Origin of the sequence: Acidithiobacillus sp. M4-SHS-6, assembly GCF_047421495.1 — a bacterium.
Taxonomy (GTDB): domain Bacteria; phylum Pseudomonadota; class Gammaproteobacteria; order Acidithiobacillales; family Acidithiobacillaceae; genus Acidithiobacillus.
In genome coordinates, this window is sequence record NZ_CP175559.1 from 2,768,349 (window position 1) to 2,786,413 (window position 18,065).

At 56.6% G+C, this 18,065-nt stretch carries 23 protein-coding genes; 9 read left to right on the top strand and 14 right to left on the bottom strand.

Annotated elements, in window-relative coordinates; translation table 11 throughout:
- The first annotated feature begins 32 nt into the window (after positions 1-32).
- From ACJU26_RS14420 to bioB, 4 genes are read left to right on the top strand one after another with little or no spacing between them, the layout of a single operon-like run.
- A complete protein-coding gene (locus tag ACJU26_RS14420; RefSeq protein WP_414040289.1) occupies positions 33-704 on the top strand; it encodes a YggS family pyridoxal phosphate-dependent enzyme in 672 nt (223 codons plus the stop codon).
- Positions 701-1,528 carry a pyrroline-5-carboxylate reductase gene (gene proC, locus ACJU26_RS14425; RefSeq protein WP_414040290.1) on the top strand — a complete coding sequence of 276 codons (828 nt, stop codon included), beginning with the start codon at positions 701-703 and terminating at the stop codon, positions 1,526-1,528. The genes ACJU26_RS14420 and proC overlap by 4 nt, the downstream gene beginning before the upstream one ends.
- Positions 1,525-1,812, top strand: a complete 288-nt coding sequence (locus tag ACJU26_RS14430) for a YggT family protein (protein WP_414040291.1) — start codon at positions 1,525-1,527, stop codon at positions 1,810-1,812. Before proC ends, ACJU26_RS14430 begins: the two co-directional genes overlap by 4 nt.
- Before the next feature lie 36 nt (positions 1,813-1,848).
- Complete coding sequence (bioB, locus tag ACJU26_RS14435) at positions 1,849-2,793, top strand: biotin synthase BioB (protein ID WP_414040292.1); 945 nt, start codon at positions 1,849-1,851, stop codon at positions 2,791-2,793.
- Between the two features lie 6 nt (positions 2,794-2,799).
- Here bioB and ACJU26_RS14440 read toward each other — a convergent pair whose 3' ends face one another.
- Positions 2,800-3,363: an acyloxyacyl hydrolase gene (locus ACJU26_RS14440; protein WP_414040293.1), complete on the bottom strand. Its 564-nt coding sequence runs from the start codon at positions 3,361-3,363 to the stop codon at positions 2,800-2,802.
- A 237-nt stretch (positions 3,364-3,600) separates the two neighbouring features.
- Between ACJU26_RS14440 and ACJU26_RS14445 the strand changes: the two genes are divergently transcribed.
- Complete coding sequence (locus tag ACJU26_RS14445) at positions 3,601-4,614, top strand: efflux RND transporter periplasmic adaptor subunit (RefSeq protein WP_414040294.1); 1,014 nt, start codon at positions 3,601-3,603, stop codon at positions 4,612-4,614.
- A gap of 234 nt (positions 4,615-4,848) precedes the next feature.
- Here the strand turns inward: ACJU26_RS14445 and argB are convergent, their stop codons facing one another.
- Together argB and ACJU26_RS14455 are read right to left on the bottom strand one after the other, a co-directional pair.
- Positions 4,849-5,709, bottom strand: a complete 861-nt coding sequence (gene argB / locus ACJU26_RS14450; RefSeq protein ID WP_414040295.1) for an acetylglutamate kinase — start codon at positions 5,707-5,709, stop codon at positions 4,849-4,851.
- A gap of 20 nt (positions 5,710-5,729) precedes the next feature.
- Positions 5,730-6,362: a TetR/AcrR family transcriptional regulator gene (locus ACJU26_RS14455; protein ID WP_414040296.1), complete on the bottom strand. Its 633-nt coding sequence runs from the start codon at positions 6,360-6,362 to the stop codon at positions 5,730-5,732.
- Between the two features lie 175 nt (positions 6,363-6,537).
- Between ACJU26_RS14455 and ACJU26_RS14460 the strand changes: the two genes are divergently transcribed.
- Positions 6,538-7,476, top strand: coding sequence for a hypothetical protein (locus tag ACJU26_RS14460; protein ID WP_414040297.1), 939 nt, complete (start codon positions 6,538-6,540; stop codon positions 7,474-7,476).
- A 7-nt stretch (positions 7,477-7,483) separates the two neighbouring features.
- A complete protein-coding gene (locus ACJU26_RS14465; RefSeq protein ID WP_414040298.1) occupies positions 7,484-7,777 on the top strand; it encodes a zinc ribbon domain-containing protein in 294 nt (97 codons plus the stop codon).
- Between the two features lie 67 nt (positions 7,778-7,844).
- Here ACJU26_RS14465 and ACJU26_RS14470 read toward each other — a convergent pair whose 3' ends face one another.
- From ACJU26_RS14470 to bioF, 11 genes are all read right to left on the bottom strand, one after another.
- Positions 7,845-8,213, bottom strand: a complete 369-nt coding sequence (locus tag ACJU26_RS14470) for a hypothetical protein (RefSeq protein WP_414040299.1) — start codon at positions 8,211-8,213, stop codon at positions 7,845-7,847.
- Between the two features lie 64 nt (positions 8,214-8,277).
- Positions 8,278-9,294, bottom strand: coding sequence for a CDP-6-deoxy-delta-3,4-glucoseen reductase (locus tag ACJU26_RS14475; RefSeq protein WP_414040300.1), 1,017 nt, complete (start codon positions 9,292-9,294; stop codon positions 8,278-8,280).
- A gap of 75 nt (positions 9,295-9,369) precedes the next feature.
- The gene (rnt, locus tag ACJU26_RS14480) at positions 9,370-9,975 is read right to left on the bottom strand and encodes a ribonuclease T (RefSeq protein WP_414040301.1); all 606 of its coding nucleotides are present in this window, start codon (positions 9,973-9,975) and stop codon (positions 9,370-9,372) included.
- Positions 9,976-9,980: 5 nt separating this feature from the next.
- On the bottom strand, positions 9,981-10,760 hold the full coding sequence (locus ACJU26_RS14485; protein WP_414040302.1) for an ABC transporter permease: 780 nt from the start codon (positions 10,758-10,760) through the stop codon (positions 9,981-9,983).
- Positions 10,761-10,780: 20 nt separating this feature from the next.
- The gene (locus ACJU26_RS14490) at positions 10,781-11,464 is read right to left on the bottom strand and encodes an arginyltransferase (protein ID WP_414040303.1); all 684 of its coding nucleotides are present in this window, start codon (positions 11,462-11,464) and stop codon (positions 10,781-10,783) included.
- Positions 11,465-11,472: 8 nt separating this feature from the next.
- The gene (aat, locus tag ACJU26_RS14495) at positions 11,473-12,198 is read right to left on the bottom strand and encodes a leucyl/phenylalanyl-tRNA--protein transferase (RefSeq protein ID WP_414040304.1); all 726 of its coding nucleotides are present in this window, start codon (positions 12,196-12,198) and stop codon (positions 11,473-11,475) included.
- A gap of 56 nt (positions 12,199-12,254) precedes the next feature.
- Complete coding sequence (htpX, locus tag ACJU26_RS14500; RefSeq protein ID WP_414040305.1) at positions 12,255-13,151, bottom strand: protease HtpX; 897 nt, start codon at positions 13,149-13,151, stop codon at positions 12,255-12,257.
- A gap of 116 nt (positions 13,152-13,267) precedes the next feature.
- On the bottom strand, positions 13,268-13,963 hold the full coding sequence (gene bioD, locus ACJU26_RS14505; RefSeq protein WP_414040306.1) for a dethiobiotin synthase: 696 nt from the start codon (positions 13,961-13,963) through the stop codon (positions 13,268-13,270).
- Positions 13,960-14,841: a malonyl-ACP O-methyltransferase BioC gene (gene bioC, locus ACJU26_RS14510; RefSeq protein ID WP_414040307.1), complete on the bottom strand. Its 882-nt coding sequence runs from the start codon at positions 14,839-14,841 to the stop codon at positions 13,960-13,962. The genes bioD and bioC overlap by 4 nt, the downstream gene beginning before the upstream one ends.
- A complete protein-coding gene (locus ACJU26_RS14515; protein WP_414040308.1) occupies positions 14,838-15,599 on the bottom strand; it encodes an alpha/beta fold hydrolase in 762 nt (253 codons plus the stop codon). Before ACJU26_RS14515 ends, bioC begins: the two co-directional genes overlap by 4 nt.
- Complete coding sequence (gene bioF / locus ACJU26_RS14520; protein ID WP_414040309.1) at positions 15,596-16,765, bottom strand: 8-amino-7-oxononanoate synthase; 1,170 nt, start codon at positions 16,763-16,765, stop codon at positions 15,596-15,598. The genes ACJU26_RS14515 and bioF overlap by 4 nt, the downstream gene beginning before the upstream one ends.
- 63 nt (positions 16,766-16,828) lie before the next feature.
- Between bioF and ACJU26_RS14525 the strand changes: the two genes are divergently transcribed.
- On the top strand, positions 16,829-17,593 hold the full coding sequence (locus ACJU26_RS14525) for a ComF family protein (protein ID WP_414040310.1): 765 nt from the start codon (positions 16,829-16,831) through the stop codon (positions 17,591-17,593).
- Positions 17,586-18,062, top strand: coding sequence for a tRNA (uridine(34)/cytosine(34)/5-carboxymethylaminomethyluridine(34)-2'-O)-methyltransferase TrmL (gene trmL / locus ACJU26_RS14530; protein ID WP_414040311.1), 477 nt, complete (start codon positions 17,586-17,588; stop codon positions 18,060-18,062). Before ACJU26_RS14525 ends, trmL begins: the two co-directional genes overlap by 8 nt.
- Positions 18,063-18,065 lie beyond the last annotated feature (3 nt).

Genomic DNA, 18,065 nt, shown 5'->3' on the forward strand with positions numbered 1-18,065 from the left:
CCTTGACCATTTCGCCCACGTTTGGGAGCCGCATGTCACTCGCCGAAAATCTTGCTCAGGTCCAACGCGCCATGCCTGTGCCTACCAGAACCACCCTATTGGCGGTCAGCAAGAGGGTTCCCGCAGATGTTCTGCGAGAAGCCCATGCCTTGGGACTGCGGCACTTCGGCGAAAACTATCTGCAGGAAGCCCTGGAAAAACAAGCAGCACTGCGGGATTTGGAGCCTATTTGCTGGCATTTCATCGGCCGGGTTCAGCGCAATAAAACGGGTGAAATTGCCCGCAGCTTCGATTGGGTGGAAAGTGTGGACCGCGTCCTCATTGCCCAGCGTCTGAATGCGGCAAGACAAGGTGCCGCCAGCGCGCTCAATGTCTTGATTGAAGTGGCGGTCAGTGGGGAAGACAGCAAAGGAGGATGCCCTCCGGCAGCGCTGGAAGTCCTGGCAGACGACATCCGAAAGCTGCCTTTCCTGCGCTTGCGTGGACTGATGGCACTGGTCCATCCCGACCCTGACCAGGCCCAGAGCAACTTTGCCCAGATGCAGACTTTATTTCACACGCTGCTGAACACCGGGAAATATCCCGATCTGGACACCCTGTCCATGGGTACCTCTTCGGACTACATCCAGGCCTTGGCCCATGGCGCCACCGAAATCCGGCTGGGTACCATTTTGTTTGGCAGTCGCCACCAGGAGAGCTCATGACTGAACAGCACATTGTTTTTATTGGTGCAGGCAACATGGCCCGCGCCCTTATTTCCGGGATGCGTCAACAGGGTATTGCGGGCCGGCAAATCCAGGTACATGCCCCCAGCACTCGGCATCGTGAAGCCCTTGCGGAAGAATTCGGGGTGCGCAGTCATCCTGCCAAGGCCGCAAAGCTGCCCCAGCACAGTGTGGTGATTTATGCCGCCAAACCCAAACAGATGCCTGCCATCCTCCAGGAATGGGGTGACGTCTTGCGCAGCGGGTCCGTACTTTTTGTTTCTGTGGCGGCCGGCATTTCCAGCACACAAATCTCGGCGTTACTGGGCGAAGGTACGCCGGTAGTGCGCGCCATGCCCAACACCCCCTCCCAGGTCGGGGCTGGAGCCACTTCCTTGTTTGCCCGGGCAACGGTCACTGCCAGTCAATGTGACACCGTACAACAGATTTTTTCCGGGGTCGGCAAGGTATTCTGGCTACACGATGAGTCCTTGATGGATACGGCAACGGCCCTGGCCGGCAGCGGTCCGGCCTACGTGCTGCTGTTTCTGGAGGCGCTGGAAGATGCGGTCGTACTCCAGGGTCTGGATCGGATCACGGCCCGGGCGCTGGCCTTGCAAACCGTTCTGGGGACGGCCCAGATGGCGGCCGCCAGCCCGGCAAGCCCCAGTGAGCTGCGCCATCAGGTCACCAGCCCGGGGGGAACCACGGCGGCGGGATTGGCCGTCTGGGAAGAACAGTTGCGCCCCCTGGCGCAGCGCGCCCTGGCGGCCGCTGCTGAACGCGGGCGGGCACTGAGCCAGATGCTGAAGACAGACGCATGATAATAAACAGCATCAGCATTGCAGTCGCGCGACTGACCGATCTGGTCCTCACCCTCTTGTTCTGGGCCATCCTGATCCGTGCCATCTTATCCTGGGTGCATCCCGATCCCCGCAATCCGATCGTGCATTTTCTGGATCGGGTGACCGGCCCCATTCTCTACCCCCTGCAACGGATTATTCCTCCCTTGGGCGGGATAGATATCAGCCCCCTGGTGGCCCTTTTGCTCATTGAGTTATTGAAAGCGCTGCTGGTCAATGCCATTCTGAATCTGGGCGGCCTATAAACGCCCCACACTTCATCATACCCACCGGAAAACACCATGACGACAGCTTCCCATGCATATAGCCTGGACCACATTCTCGAAATCTACGCTCGGCCTTTCAACGACCTGATTTTTGCGGCGCAGCAGGTGCATCGCCAGCATTTTGACCCCAACACCATTCAATGCTCCACCTTGCTGTCCATCAAAACGGGGGGCTGTCCGGAAGACTGCGGTTATTGCTCACAAAGTGTGCATCATTCCAGCAACCTGAAATCCGAGGCCCTCATGGATATCGAAATGGTGCGCAGCGCCGCTGCCGCCGCCAAAGCCAATGGCGCGCAACGCTTGTGCATGGGCGCGGCCTGGCGCTCCCCCCACGACAAGGATATCGAAAAAGTCGCCGCCATGATCCAGGTCGTCAAGGAACATGGACTGGAAAGCTGTGTCACCCTGGGCATGTTGAAAAGCGGGCAGGCCGAGCGTCTGCAGGCGGCCGGACTGGATTACTACAATCATAACCTGGACACCTCGCCGGAATTTTATGGGGAGGTGATTCATACCCGGAGTTTTCAGGATCGTCTGGATACCCTGGAAGCGGTCCGCGATGCGGGCATCAAAATCTGTAGTGGGGGCATTCTGGGCATGGGCGAATCACGCCGGGATAGGGCGCGCCTGCTTCAGGTGTTGTCGCAACTACCCCAGGCACCGGAAAGCATACCCATCAATGCCCTGGTACCTATCCCAGGCACACCGCTGGAATCCGTCACGCCCATAGACGGGCTGGAATTCGTGCGCACGATTGCCGTGGCCCGGACGATGTTTCCCGAAGCCTATGTCCGGCTATCCGCCGGACGGGAAAGCATGAGTGACGAGTTGCAGGCCCTGGCCTTTCTGGCAGGCGCCAACAGCATTTTCCTGGGAGACCGCCTGCTGACGACCAATAATGCCAGCAGTGGTCATGACCAGATCCTCTTTGCAAAATTAGGACTTCACGCCGGATAGTTTCTATCAGGAATGTTCTCCAAAAGACAGGGGCATGGAGTAGTTGAGCATGATTTCATCTTCGCCAGGATCACTCTTTTTGGTGTAGGCGTTGGAAATATGGGCGATTTTCAGACCAAAACGGGACTGATTGGCAAACTGGTAATCGAGGCTGAGTTCCAGACGAAACTGAAAAGTGCCATCCAGATACTTCCCACGGCCTTGATGGTACCCACCCATGGCAAGCACCGGGGTGAGCACCCAGTGATCCCAGGCCACATCCGTGTAAAAACCGGTATAGCCCATGAAGCCGCCATTGGTGTTGGCCATCAATCCATAGACAGCCCCAATGCCGAACAACTTGGCCCCGGTTTGATATTCCAGGTCAATCATCGGCAAGGTGGCGTTGGTATAACCCTGTCCAGGGGACACGCCCGCCGCATTGAAAGCACCCAGTCCAACATTGAAATACGAGGGTCCACCCTGAATGATATGCAAACCTTCGCCATCCGCCATTGCCGGGACCGAGATCATCAGTCCGAGAACTGCGCCGCCGAAAATACCTGCCCAGGCCCACTGCTTGTTTTTCATGATTACTCCTTAGGATCTATTTGCTGCATCATCTTGCCGACATGGAATGTTTAGGTTATGGTGTCAACCGAACGGTCAGTATGCGGTTTGCGGCTGGTCCTGTCAAAAATGTACAACAGGCTCCTCCCAGAGTATCGCCCTGATGAAGGCTGCTAAGATACCGTATCTACGGAATGTTTCGATAGTTTTATGGCCCGGTCCTGGAATCGGCTGCTGTCATTGCAACAAAGGATAGTTATGCGCTGGCTAAAACGCTTTGTAGTCCTGATCATACTCATTATTGTCGCCTTCGGTGCCTATGCCTATTTTCAGATTGCCGACTATTACCCGAGTACCGATGACGCCTACATTCATGCGCATGTGGTCAATATTGCGCCGCGAGTGACCGGTCATATAGTGGATGTTTATGTCCACGATAATCAAGTGGTCAGGGCTGGACAGCCTCTGGTCAAAATAGATCCAGAGGCTTACCAGTATGACGTACAAAAAGCCGAGGCAGATCTCGCCCACGCACAACGTCAGACGGCTGCCATTCAGGCCAACATTGCTGCTGCCGAGGCGCATGTCAGTGAGGACCGGATCAACTATCAGAATGCCCAGCGTAATGCCCAACGGGCGGCGGCCTTGGCCGCGCAAAAGTACTTGTCCGCACAGGAAGCGGACAACCGGATGACGGCGGCAAAAAGTGCCTTGGCGCAATGGCAGGCAGAAAAAGCCAACCTGGCGGCTACCCGTGCCCAGCTAAGCCTCAATGTCGCCCAGATTGCTGCGGCCAAGGCAGCCCTGAACACCGCCAAAATGAATCTTTCGAGAACCATCTTGTACGCCCCCATCACCGGCGTGGTCAGCAAGGTTGACAAAATTCATGTGGGTGATGTGGTGAACGTCAACCAGGATCTCTTCCCGCTCATTGGCAACGCCGAATACTGGGTGGAAGCGAACTATAAGGAAACCGATCTGAACCGGGTGCATCCCGGCCAGGCGGCCAACGTTCAGGTGGACATGTACCCCAATCACCAGTTCAAGGGTAAGGTGGTCAGCCTCAGTGGCGGGGCCGGAAACGCATTTTCCCTGTTACCGCCGGAAAACGCCACGGGAAACTGGGTAAAAGTCACGCAACGCGTGCCGGTGCGGGTGATGATTACCAATCCCGATCCCAAACTGCCCCTGCACATTGGTACCAGCGCCACGGTGACCATCAATACAGGCGGGGCTCCAGCTTGGGTCAATTTCCTGAAACCTATTCTTTGAACCCCAAACAAGGCAGCAGGTGGAATACTCATGGGTTCTGCCGGCCGATTTCAAATGCTGCAGCACCCGCCAGACATGGCTGGCCACGGGGTTGGTAAATACCACGACCTGCATCATACGGGGTGTGTCGGGACGAAGAGAAAAACTGGCAGGGACTGGCGTGCTCAGGCGACGTTTGCGGGCTACAGCAGAAGAAATCCTTCTGTCATGCCAGGAAGGCAGGGGAAGCTTTTTTCACAGCGTATTGGCAATCAACGTCCCCACCCCGGCATCGGTAAATATCTCCAGCAATAACGCATGGGGAACTCTGCCATCAATGATATGGGCAGACTGGACGCCGGCCGCCACCGCATCCAGGCAGCACTGGATTTTGGGCAACATACCCCCGTATATATGGCCTTCGGCAATCATCTGCGCAACCTGCTCCGCTTTCAGCTGGGTGCGCAAGATGCCATCCTGATCGAGCACACCCGCCACATTGGTCATCAAAATGAGCTTTTCAGCCTTCAGGGTGGCCGCCAGAGCACCCGCCACCAGATCCGCATTGATATTGTAGGACTCACCTCGGGAACCCACGCCGATGGGCGCCACGACCGGAATGAAATCACCCTGATCCAGCCAGTGAATCACCTCGGGATTGACGGCGGCGACCTCCCCCACCAAGCCCAGATCCACCGCGTCGTTGCGCAAGGGCCGGGCGCGGATCAATGCCCCGTCCTTACCGGTCAGCCCTACGGCCCGTCCACCGGCGCGGTTGATGCCCTGAACGATTTCCTTGTTGACGCGGCCACCGAGTACCATTTCCACCACTTCCATGGTGGCAACGTCAGTCACCCGCATCCCGTCCACAAAGCGGGTCTCCACACCCAAACGCTCCAACATGGCGCCGATCTGCGGCCCCCCACCGTGGACGACCACCGGATTCATGCCCACCTGCTTCATCAAGGTGACATCATAGGCGAATTGTTCCTGCAGATGGGCCTCCGTCATGGCATTTCCACCATATTTGATGACGATGGTCCGGCCGTGGAAACGCTGCATATAGGGCAGGGCTTCTACCAGGACATGGGCTTGCAGTTGGGGATTTTTATCCATACGGGTCTCGGGCTCAATCGCTAAAATTCAGGAACGGAGGGGACCAGTCCGCGCAAAAGGATTTCGACAATGCCTGCATCATATCCGGCAGGATCGTCGGCAAAAGTGATGGGAGGATAATGACGTAATATATCCCGTGACTGAAAAAAAAACACATTGGCACCCAAGAGGAGGGTGGCCACCAGTGCCGGATCAAAGTCCTGACGGAACTCCCCCCGGCTTTGCCCCAGCTTCAGCACATCGACCAGGGCTGAAAACGTGTCGGCGAAACCCTGTTCGGCAAACTCCTGCGCCCTGGGTGCCCCCTTTTCCAGTATTTCCCGCCAGACCAAACGTACCAGCTCGGGTCTTTTGAGAAGCGCCTGGAGGTGATTGTGGGCAAAATGTCTCAACACTTCCAGCACCGAACCGTGGGCGCTGACGGCCTCATTCAATATGGCCCGGAGATTATGACTGGCCATGCGCAAGACGGCGAGATACAGGGTGTCCTTATTGGGAAAATAGTGATAAATATTGGCCTTGCTGATTCCCGCCTCGCAGGCAATGGCACTCATGGAAACCGCGTCAAAGGCTTTATCGGAAAAGAGCTTTTCAGCGGCAGCCAGAATACGCTGGCGCCCATCCCCCTCTGCCATTGCCTGGGTATTATCCATGAATTTCCTCAGCGATTCCTTTCCATCTATTATCAGCCGCTTGAAAAGCACCCGACCAATCGGTCAATATTTGTTCAGTGTAACATCACCGAAGGTGAATGTCGCTTTACAGTAAAACTCCAACCGTTATTCTTGTACTCAGCCTTGCCTCTGATCACTGAAAAAGGAAACTTGCATGTTTAGTCATTCCTCCAGCCAGGAAGATCTGTCATTTTCGCTGTTGCTGCGCGCCTTACGCGGCATCACGCTCTGGCAGCCGATTCTGGTTTATATTCTTGCCGTTTTGATCGGTATGGCGGGTCTGGAAATTTTCGTACACTGGCCCGGAGGGGGAATAGGCGCCAGCATCGGCATGCTGATCCTGTTCATCAGTTTTGGTGTGGGCTATCTGGGTGCTGGCGGAGTATTACTCCATGAAGCCCGGGGAGATGCCTTACCGGGCATCATTCAGAGCCTCCGCTTTGGTTTGAAAGCGCTCCCGCGTCTGATTGGCTTGCTGATTATCGAGAGTCTTCTGCTTTTTGGCATTTTTGTGGTGGAACTGCTGGGTTTTCTGGCCTGCAAGATACCGGGAATAGGTGCCATTCTGTTTGTACCCCTGTTTCCGCTGGCCATGCTGATCAATGCCGTGGTTTTCGTACTGGCCATCATTGTTTTCAACTTGTCCGGGCCCGCCCTCTGGCATGGAGAATCGGTGAGCAATTCCCTTCGTCATACCCTCAACATTGCCCGAAACAAACCCGGTGCCATTTTGCTGATGATGTTATTACTCGGCGCCTTATCGGCTGGCCTGGCCATCATTATCGCCATCATCCTGTATACCGGTTACAGTATGGCCCTATCCGCCGCTGCTCCGGCGCTGGCCAGCGAACTCAGTCGGAGTGCCGACATGTTCTGGCAGATGCTGGACGCCATTTGGGGGCGTCCCTTCATCATGGATAGTGCTGCCCATGCCGCCGTCACTGGAAACATCGCTCTATATAATGTCGGACTGAGCATGGGGATGGGCGTCGCCACCGCCCTGGTTTTCATCATACCGAACATCGTTTTCTTGCTGGGCATGGCGCATATTTATATTGAAGCGCTTGAACTGGTAGCTCCTGAGGATGTCTAATTCGCCTATGAAAAAATGGTTACGCCAACTGGAACTTGAAAAAAACCGCTGCCAGAGTTGTGGTATGCCCTTAAAATTTGACCCGCAAGGCGGTGGAACGGAAAGTGATGGCAGTCACAGCTCGCTTTACTGCAGTTACTGCTATGCCGAGGGGGCGTTCAAGGAACCCCAATTAACCCTGGAGGCCATGCAACAGCGAGTGCGACAATTGCTGCGCGAGCGGCAGATGCCTTGGTATGTTCGTGCGTACATGGCCCATCGGATACCTACGTTGAAACGTTGGCGTGGTTGTAAACGCTAAAAACCATTCTGAAAAGTAAGCCCCGGATCCAGAGAGATCAGGGGGCTTTTCTCATTATGCTGCCTGATTAAATAGCACTGCGCGGACGACGTCCCCGACGCGGCTTCAATTCCTGCATCAATGCATTCCCATGGGATTCCAGTTCCTGCAAGGCAGGACGACTGTCTCCCACGCGATCTCGAACTTCGGCAATAGCTGCCAGAATCTGGGCGGGTTCCCAATCAGGCACCAAACGGGAAATGCGATCCATCAGAGAACGCCGCTGGGCTTCACGCTCCCGTTTGACGCGGGGATTTTCCTGCAGGGACTTTTTCTGCTGCTCAATCTTCGCCAACTGCTCCCGCAGGCGCATTTCCGTTTGACGTTGCTTTTCTTCCAAATCCGCAAGGCGTTCTTCGGCACTACGACGATGACGTTTTTTTGTTTGAGATTCCATACTCGCTCACTCCTGAAAAAATAAATTGACAATTTGGCCACGGACACCGATAAAAAAGATTATGTCAGCTTGTTTTTGCTTTGGCAAATACAAATGCATCCGCAAATATATGTTCTGGATCCAGCCCGGCCTGTTCTAAAACGGCAGACAAAGAAAAGACCATATCCGGATGACCACAAATATAGGCATCCAAGGCACTGGCATCAGGAAAATCCTTAATGACCTGCTCCGTGACATAGCCGGTAGGGCCAGACCAGCGACTATCTGGCTGCGAGACGATTTTGGTCAGGTTAAAATGGCTGTACTGTGACTGCCATTGCTGCAGTAGTACTTCATAATAGAAATCTTCAGGATGACGTACTCCCCAATAAAAATGGATCGGGCGAATGGACCCCTGGGCAAACAGGGATTCCAGCATCCCCTTGATGGGCGCAAAGCCGGTGCCCGTCGCCACCATCAGCAGTGGTCGGGTAGATTCCTGACGAATAAAGAAAGTCCCCAGCGGTCCTTCGAAGCGCAAAATGTCTTTTTCTTTCATGCCGGAGAAAACATGTCCCGTAAAGCTACCACCCGCCACTTTCTTGATATGCAATTCCAGTAAGGCGTCGTCATTGGGAGTATTCGCCAGAGAAAATCCCCGCCGGCTACCATCCTTCAAAAGGATATCGATATACTGCCCGGGCAAAAACTGCAGGCGCTCCGTACTGGGTATCTTGAGAAACAGCACACGTACGTCGGGAGCGACATCCTCAATTTTTGCCACCCGGGCGGGCAGGGTTTTAATCTGGATATCTTTGGCAGCACCAATCTCCCGCACTTCGATTTTCAGATCGGAAAGGGGCATGGCCTGACAAAAAAGCGCCAGACCCTCCGCTTTTTCGGTATCGCTGAGCACTTTTTCCTCAACCTCCCCGTAATCTACCGTGCCACTTAAAATGCGTCCTTTACAGGTGGCACAGGTACCATTGCGACAGCTGTAGGGAATATTGAAGCCATGACGCAGTGCCGCCTCGAGAATGGTTTCATCGCTGTCACAATCCATCTCGTGACCGCTGGGTTCAATGGTTAGACGATAAGGCATCGTTTGCCCTCTTATATAAGGTAGTTGCGGATATTCTAACAGAAGCAGATGGGGTTGACTGCTGGTGGAACCGTTTTAGGAGTGTATCCGGTTAAGATCAAAGCTATTCACTATTTTGCAAAATAATTCGGCCGTCTGCTGCGCATCATATAATGCGGAATGGGCCTGCGCATGATCCCAGGACAAACCGGCCGCCAGCGCCGCTTTGGCGAGTACCGTCTCCCCGTAAGCGAGGCCGGCCAAACTGACCGTGTCAAAGGTACTGAACAAATGAAATGGATTGTTTTTTACTCCGGAACGCTTTTCAGCCGCTTTGATAAAGGACAGATCAAAGGCGGCATTGTGGCCAACCAGAATGGCCCGGCGACATTGGGCAGCCTTGACCGCCGTGCGGACCGCACGAAAAATGCCGCGCAGTGCGTCTTCTTCCGAAACCGCCCCCCGCAACGGCTGAAAGGGATCAATGCCGGTAAAAGCCAGGGCCGCCGGGTCAAGCACCGCACCGGTAAAGGGCATGACGTGAAAATGATGACTGGCTACGGGTTTGAGTTGCCCGACCTCACCTCCGATGATGACAGCCGCCACCTCCAGCAATGCATTGCGTTCCGGATCAAAGCCAGAGGTTTCCACATCGACCACGACCGGCAAAAATCCCCGAAAACGCCCCGCCAGTGATGCCATGTGCATTATCCCTCTGTACGTTGTGAAAATGTCAGGGCATAAGGCGCCGCCAACAATACTGCGGTAGAGACACTCAAGGTAACGGAAGCCGTCAGCATCAGCATCACCACCAATTGCATGGAAACAGCGGCAAGGGGAGCCATACCGGCTAGAATCATGCCCGCCGTAATCCCGGGTATGTGAATCATACCCACACTTTTCAGGCTATCAATGGTCGGTATCAGCGAACTGCGCACCACAATAGCATAGAGGCTGCGCATGGCCTGACGATGTCCGGCACCCAGCGCCAGCATGGCCAATAGCATGTCCTCGCGCTGATCCACTTCACTGCGCAACCGGTTCAGGGCCAAAGAAACGGCATTCATGGCATTCCCGATAATCATCCCGCCAATGGGCACCAGAGATTCACCACGCCAGAATACCAACCCGGAAAACAGCATCCAGGCCAGGGTAACCGTTGCAGCAATGCCGATGCTGATCACCCCAATCCAGTAGGCATGGGGAATACCCGCGCCACGCTTGCGATTGAAGCGCCCGGCCATCAGGATCATCAGCACCAGAAAAACCAGCAGCAAGAGCGGCTGATGTTGCCGGAACAACCAGCCCAGCACGAAACCCATGATGCCCAACTGCACGGTCGCACGGACTGCCGACCAGAGCAGATCCTTGCTCACCCCCAGCTTCTGCCAGGCGGATAAAGCCCAGGCGCTGCCCAGCAGCCCCAAAACACCAGTCAAAGCCCAGGGTGAAAAAGTACGGAATATATCCGGTGCGGCATTATGCATGGTGCGTCTTTCTTTATGGATCAGCGGGCAAGAGGGCGCCATTGTCCGGCAATAAATCCCTCCAGGGGCGAAAAACGTCTTTTATAATCCATCTTGGGACTGTTTGCGACCCAATAACCCAGATAGAGGTAGGAAAGCCCTTGCCGACGTGCCCAGTCAATCTGGCTCAAGATGGCAAAAATCCCCAAACCCCGTTGCGGCAGATCTGGCCGAAAAAAGGTGTACACGGCTGACAAGGCGTTATCCACCTGATCGATCAGGGCAACCGCGAGAGCTTCACCGGCCTTTTCAAAAATCAGGAGACGTGCCTCGACGTTCCCGGTTTCCGTCATCATTTCCGTGTATAAGCGTTCTGACTCTAGGTCCATGCCGCCATCGGGATGTCGCTGCCGCTGGTAGTCGGCAAACAGTTGGGCATGTTGCGCATCCTGATAAGGTTTTGCCACACGCAATTGCAGATCCTGATTACGCGCCCAGGTTCGTTTTTGCCCCCTGTCCGGCTGAAAACGATCCACCGGGATGCGCACCGAAATGCAGGCATCACACTGGGGGCACATGGGTCGATAGGCTACTGGCCCATTACGCCGAAACCCGTTCTGGAGCAGCTGATCATATTCCCGCCCCCCCAGCTTCGCATACGGATCGCTGAGCACCAGCAATTCTTCCTGGCCAGGAAGATAAGGGCAGGATTGTAAAGGAGACATGAAGAAGTTCATGGCCGAAACACTTGTTCCCAAGACAAAAACGCTTGCCAGGCATGGGGCGTCGGCCGATTTTTCAGTAAAGCCAGATGCTGCAAGAATTCAGCGCGACGCATCTCGCCTGCTCCCATGCTCTGCAGGTGGGGAGTCAAAAACTGGGTATCAATCAACCCAAAATTCCAGTAGCTGAGATGTCTTGCCAACCAGACCAGCGCGATTTTTGAGGCATCGGGGACCCGGCTGAACATGGATTCTCCAAAAAACAATGCGCCCTGAGCAACGCCATACAGCCCACCCACGCGCTGCCCATGCTGAAGAACTTCCACGCAATGCCCATGTCCTGCGGCGAACAGGTCCAGATAGGCACTGCGCATCCCGGCGGTAATCCAGGTTCCTCCCTGACCGGAACGCGGTGCCGCACAGTCATCCAGTACGCCCGCAAAATCCCCATCCAGGCGCACTTGCCAAGGGCCAGCGCCGGCATGTTTACGCAGACTGCGACTGACATGCACGGCATCGGGTTTCAACACCCCACGCGGATCAGGAGACCACCACAAGATGGGATCCTCTTCCCCAAACCAGGGGAATATTCCCTGTGCATAGGCCTGAAGAATGCGTGCAGGGGACAAATCCCCTCCCACTGCAACCAGCTGACTTTCGACGTGCAGCGGATCAGGAAAGGCTTCGGAAGGATCCGTACTGCTGAGAAGGACGGGCCGTGCCTGCTCAATACGCAATACGGTTTAATCCTGCATGCCGTTTCACAAGCCATCCCTCCCCGCCAGATCAGATATTAGGGGTAACTATACCCCTTTTGCAGCGTCTGCAAAGCAGCCACCCGCGCTTCCAGGCTGGGATGGGTGGCAAAAAGACCCTGCCAGCTCCCAGAAATATAGGCGGTCGCCATGGGATCGCGGACGACGTCATGCTCGACATGCAGGGCTGTGGCCCGTTGATGCAGTTTCTGCAAAGCAGAAATCATCGCTGCCGCCCCGATTTGTTCGGCCGCAAAACGATCGGCCGCAAATTCCCGGCGTCGTGAAAACCAGGTAATGGGAATAAGCGCCAGAAAAGAGAGGGTCACCTCCAAGATCATGGAAACGGCAAAGGCAATCATGGGGCGATCTTCAAACTGGCGTGCCGCCAGCATCGACAACCAGAATACAAAAGTGTTCATCAGCCCCTGGAGCAAGGTCGTGCTGACCATGTCGCCGTTATAGACATGGCCCATTTCATGAGCCAGCACCGCCTGGACTTCCTGATCATTGAGCAGATTCACCAGCCCGCTGCTCACCGCCACCATGCTGTGGTTACGCCCAGGACCTGTTGCAAAGGCATTGGGATCATCACTCCAGTAAACCCATACTTCCGGCATCTGGATACCCAGGCGGGTGGACAGTTGTGCCACCGTTTCGTACACCAGACGCTCCTTGGGGGACGAGGGGTGCTCTATCCGTTGCATCTGCATACCGGCCCGCGCGATGTGTTTGGACAGCAACAAGGAAATAAAGGCGCCGCCAAAACCGATCACCAGGGCCCAGAGCAAATCGGCCATACCGACCACTCCGCGCAGGTCCACACCGAAAGCGGGTAAGACCAGATAGACCAAGATAGAAAAAGTAATGGAAAGGGCGACAAAAACAAGCAGATTCGCAACTGCCAACAAGGCTATGCTCTTGAATGATTTCATGACATTCACGCTCCATCAGAATATCGACTGATCACTATCCCGGCTTATGCGATAGTACCCGCCGCGCTGTGATACCCTGCCCTCAGTTTTTTATGGCAGTGTTTTGAATCGTAACATCAATACCAACAGGCCGGAAGAGACAGAAACTGACTTCTCCAGGCACTCGATGCCTCTGCCTGAAAAGGAATTTCTCCGAGACAGGGGATGGGCATGCGTCGATGCAATGTTTCCAGCGTCCCCGGGGCAAGATCGGGGTGCAGATGATTGGCCACCCAACCCGCCATGGGCAAGCCTCGGGCAAGAATGGCCTCGACGCTGAGCAGGGCATGGTTGATGGCCCCCAGACGCAAACCCACCACCAGCAGCACCGGAAACCGGAGATCAAGGGCCAGTTCCGCAAAACCCCAATCCTCTCCCAGCGGGACGAGAAACCCCCCGGCTCCCTCTACCAGAACGGCGTCCATGCCGACGGACTGAGTCATAATAAACTGTTGAATCTGCTGACGATCTATCAGCAGCCCGGCTTGAGCCGCAGCCCAGTGCGGAGTGATGGGCAGATCCAGGGCATAGAGGCAGGTTTCTGCAAAACTGCGCGGCGGCGTCGATGCGGCGCGCAATATTTCCACATCTGTCCACTGCCCATGGGCTTCCACGCCGGAGACGATGGGCTTCAATGCGGCAACCCTGGGCATTTCTTTCTGGCAACGTTGCGCAAGAGCGGCCGTGACTGCGGTCTTGCCGACGCCGGTATCGGTGCCAGTCACAAAAAGCCCACGCGCCTGCAGGCCAGAAAAACTTTCGCTGTGGTTCATGCGCGTCTCGATATCCGGGTCAATGGCAGGACCACGGCACCATCCTCTCGCGGCACCGGTCGCGGTCCGCTGCTCCAGGCATGGCCGTAAACCACTTCGTAGGTAGCGGGCAAACGCCCCTGACTGCGGAAGGTTTCATAGGCATCGCGCAGTTTCTGCAATCGGGCAGGCGTCAATAAACCACGGGGGCGCCCCGCCCTGGCATTGGTGGCCCCCACCTTGCGCAAATCCCGCAAAAGGTCGTCCAGGGTCACATAGGTCAGTTGATAATGTTCCACATCCAGCACCGGCATTTCATAGCCTTGGCGCACCAGCGCGTCACCAATATCATGCATGTCCAGGAACTGACTGACATGGGGGTGATCATCGAGGCTGGCAAAGGACTGCCGGAGTTCGGTCAGGGTGTCCGGCCCCAGGGTGCTGAACATCAGCAGTCCGCCGGGGCGCAGAACCCGGGCAAGCTCGCGCAACACCTGATCCAGATCATTACACCACTGAATGGACATATTGGCGTAGAGCAGATCCATGGAAGCCGTGGCCAACGGCAGTTGCTCCGCATCGCCCTGACAATAATGCTGACGCTGCCGCCAGTTTTTGCGCTGACGTGCCACGCGGAGCATCCCGGCAGAGAGATCAACGGCCAGCACCCTGGCCTTGGGATAACGGCTATTCAGGCGGCGGCTTTGCAGCCCCGTACCACAGCCCAGATCCAGAATCCATTGGGGCTCCAGTTTGACCAGATCCAGGCGCTCGATCAATTGCTGACCGACCTGATCCTGGAGAACCGCGCTGGCCTCATAGCTGCTGGCAGCCTGATCAAAGGCGCGGCGAATGGCCCGCTTTTCCAGATAATCCGCGGTCGGGGTCGAAGGATTCATGTCCAGCACTCCAGAAGCGCATCCCGGCAAAGTTCTGGCCGGGATAAAAAGGGCGCGTGCCCGGCCTGTTCCACCATGTTCAGTTGGCTGCCCGCAATATGTTGGTGGAGGTAAAATCCCGCTTCGGGAGGCACAATGCGATCCTGAAGACCATGAATGATCTGCACCGGCAGGGTCAAGCTGTCCAGGGCATCGCGCAAATCCACTTCCTGGAGCAGCCTCAGCCCATCAGCCAGACAGGCGGGATCCGGATTTGGCCACGCGGTCATGCCGTCGAGCGCCCGCCGTCCTTGTGGATCACCCAAAACCTGCAAGGCCAGAAAGCGTTTGCGAGTGCCTTGGGGATCGGTTTCCAGACGCTGACCAAAATCCTCCAGGGTCGCCGCGGGAATGCCTGCCGACCAGTCAGCCCGTTGGCGAAAACTCGGGGAACTGGCCATCAGCACCAGCCCCTTCAGGAGCCCGGGCTGACTCAGGGCTAGGCCCAGCGCCAGCAGACCACCCAAAGACCAGCCCAATAAAATGGGGGGAGTCGCTTCCCGAGAGAGCATATCCTGCAACTGCTGCAGCATATCCGGCCAATGCATGCCGGTAGCAGTGCAGGGGCTGCGCCCATGTCCCGGCAAATCATAGGTGACGCAAGTCAAACAAGGCTCCAAAAGGGCGAGCCAGCCCGCAAACACCCGGCTCTCCATGCCCCAGCCATGTAGCAGCAGCAAAGTCGGCCCTTGCCCGGCCTGTTCCCGAAACCAGCTCATAAAATCTCCCGGAGGGCTGTCAGCAGCGCTTGCAGATCTTCGTGACGATGCGCGGCACTGAGGGTCACCCGCAAGCGTGCGCTGCCTTGGGGAACCGTCGGAGGACGTACTGCGGGGCAGTATAAACCGGCTTCCCGCAGCTGCCCAGACACCTTCACAGCCCTTGCGGTATCTCCTAAAACCAGCCCCTGAATGGGCGTCTCACTGGGAAGCCAGGGGGCATCCGGAAGCTGGGTGCGCAAGCAAAGGCGATGGGCATGCAATCGGGTGCGGCGTGCTTCACCCGCCTGCAGCTTCTGCAGGGAAACCCGTGCTGCTGCCGCCAAGGCCGCCGGAAAGGCCGTATGATAAATAAAACTGCGGGCCCGGTTACGCAGCAGATCAATCAGATCCTGACTGCCCGCCACAAAGGCGCCATACACCCCAAAAGCCTTGCCCAGGGTACCCATGATCACCGCCACGTCCGCATTACCCAGCCGATAGTGGGCGAGGGTACCTCTGCCCTGGTCGCCGAGCACCCCCAAAGCATGGGCTTCATCGAGAATGATGCTGGCCTGGTACTGGCGAGCGAGAGCTACCATCTCGGGCAGCGGTGCCAAATCACCGTCCATGCTGAAAACCCCGTCGCTGATGATCCAGATCCGCCCCGAGCCACCACGCGCCAACAGCTGCTGCAAATGGGCCATATCTCCGTGCCGGTAGCGCTGCAGACGCGCCCCGGACAAGCGTACCCCATCCACCAGGGAAGCATGGTTGAGACGATCGGCATAAACCCGGTCGTGGCGACCGACCAGGGCCGAAATAACGCCCAGATTCGCCAGATAGCCGCTGCCGAACAGCAGGACTGCTTCCGCCCCCAGCCAGGCGGCCAGATCTGCAGCCAAAGCCTGATGCACTGGACGCTCTCCACCCAGGAGGGGAGCCGCAGCCGCGCCCAAGCCGCTCTTCTCCATTTCGGCAATCGCCGCGCGCTGCAAGGCAGGGTCCCTGCTGAGACCCAGGTAATCATTACTGGCAAAAGAAAGTAACGCACGACCTTCGCTGTCTATAAATTTGGGGTGGTCGGCAACGGGATCAGGCTGCAGGGGGAGCAATTCCCGCCACAGGCCCTGACGACGAATATCCGCCAGCTGCTTACTCCAGTCACTTTCTGCTGTATCCGGCATAGCTTCTTATAAGGAGGGGGTTCTGCCTTGTCAATGCAGGCCTGAAAGGCGAGAATCCAGAAAATGTCATCTTCCAGTCCTGCAAAAGGTACGTCCATTCCCTTGTCCGTTCTGCAACTGATCTACAGGAACAGCCAGCGCATCGGTCAATGGCTGTTTCCCGAACATTGCCGCAGCTGCGGCGTAATTGGCGCCGCCCTCTGCTCCGCCTGTGCCAGCGACTGGCCCCGCCTGCCCGATGCGGTCTGCAGTTATTGCGCCCTGCCCCTGCAAGCCAATGGCGACTGCCCGGTCTGTTCCGTGGAAGCGCCGCCCTACGACCATGTCTATACCCCTTTTGTGTATGCCGAGCCCCTGAGTACCGCCATCCTGGCCTGGAAATTTCACCAGCGCCTGGACTGGACTCGGGCTCTGGCACAGACCTGGGCGGAAACCTGGGGAGGTCAGGCTCCTTCTCGTCCTGAATGCTTGTTGCCGGTCCCTCTGCACGCCCTCCGGCTCCGCGAGCGCGGCTACAACCAATCGCTGCTCCTGGCCCGACATTGGGGAAAGCGCTGGCGCATTCCGGTGCGCCCCGCCGCCTTGCGACGCTGTCGGAATACCCGTCACCAAACGGGCTTGAGTGCTGCTGCCCGCCGGGAAAATCTGGACGCCGCCTTTAGTCTGCACGGCAAGCTGCCCGCCCACGTCGCCATCGTCGATGATGTCATGACCACCGGAACCACCGCCGCGCAAATTTCCGAATTGCTCCGCAGTGCCGGGGTACAGCGCATTGATGTCTGGGTACTGGCCCGGGCCCTTCGCGAAGTGATCCCGACCCATGCCTGATTCCCTTTTACAGGTGATTCTTTTTGAGCCGGAAATCCCGCCCAATACCGGTAACATCATCCGTCTTTGTGCCAACACCGGCGCCCGCCTGCATCTGGTGGAACCTTTGGGTTTTGCCTGGGATGATCGCCGCCTGCGTCGCGCCGGGCTGGATTATCATGAATTTGCCGAGGTCTGGCGCCACCCGGACTGGTCACATTGCCTGGATGTGCTAGACGGGGCACGGGTTTTTGCTTTCAGCACCAAAGGGAAAAAACTGTATCACCAGAGCGCCTTCCAGGAAGGTGATGCCCTGCTGTTTGGACCGGAAACGCGCGGTCTACCATCGCAAATACTGAATAGCCTCCCGGCAGAGCAGGTATTGCGCTTACCCATGCGGCCAGGACAGCGCAGTCTGAATCTTTCCAATGCCTGTGCGGTAGGTGTTTTTGAAGCATGGCGACAGCTGGGATTCAAGGACGGCGCTTGAGAG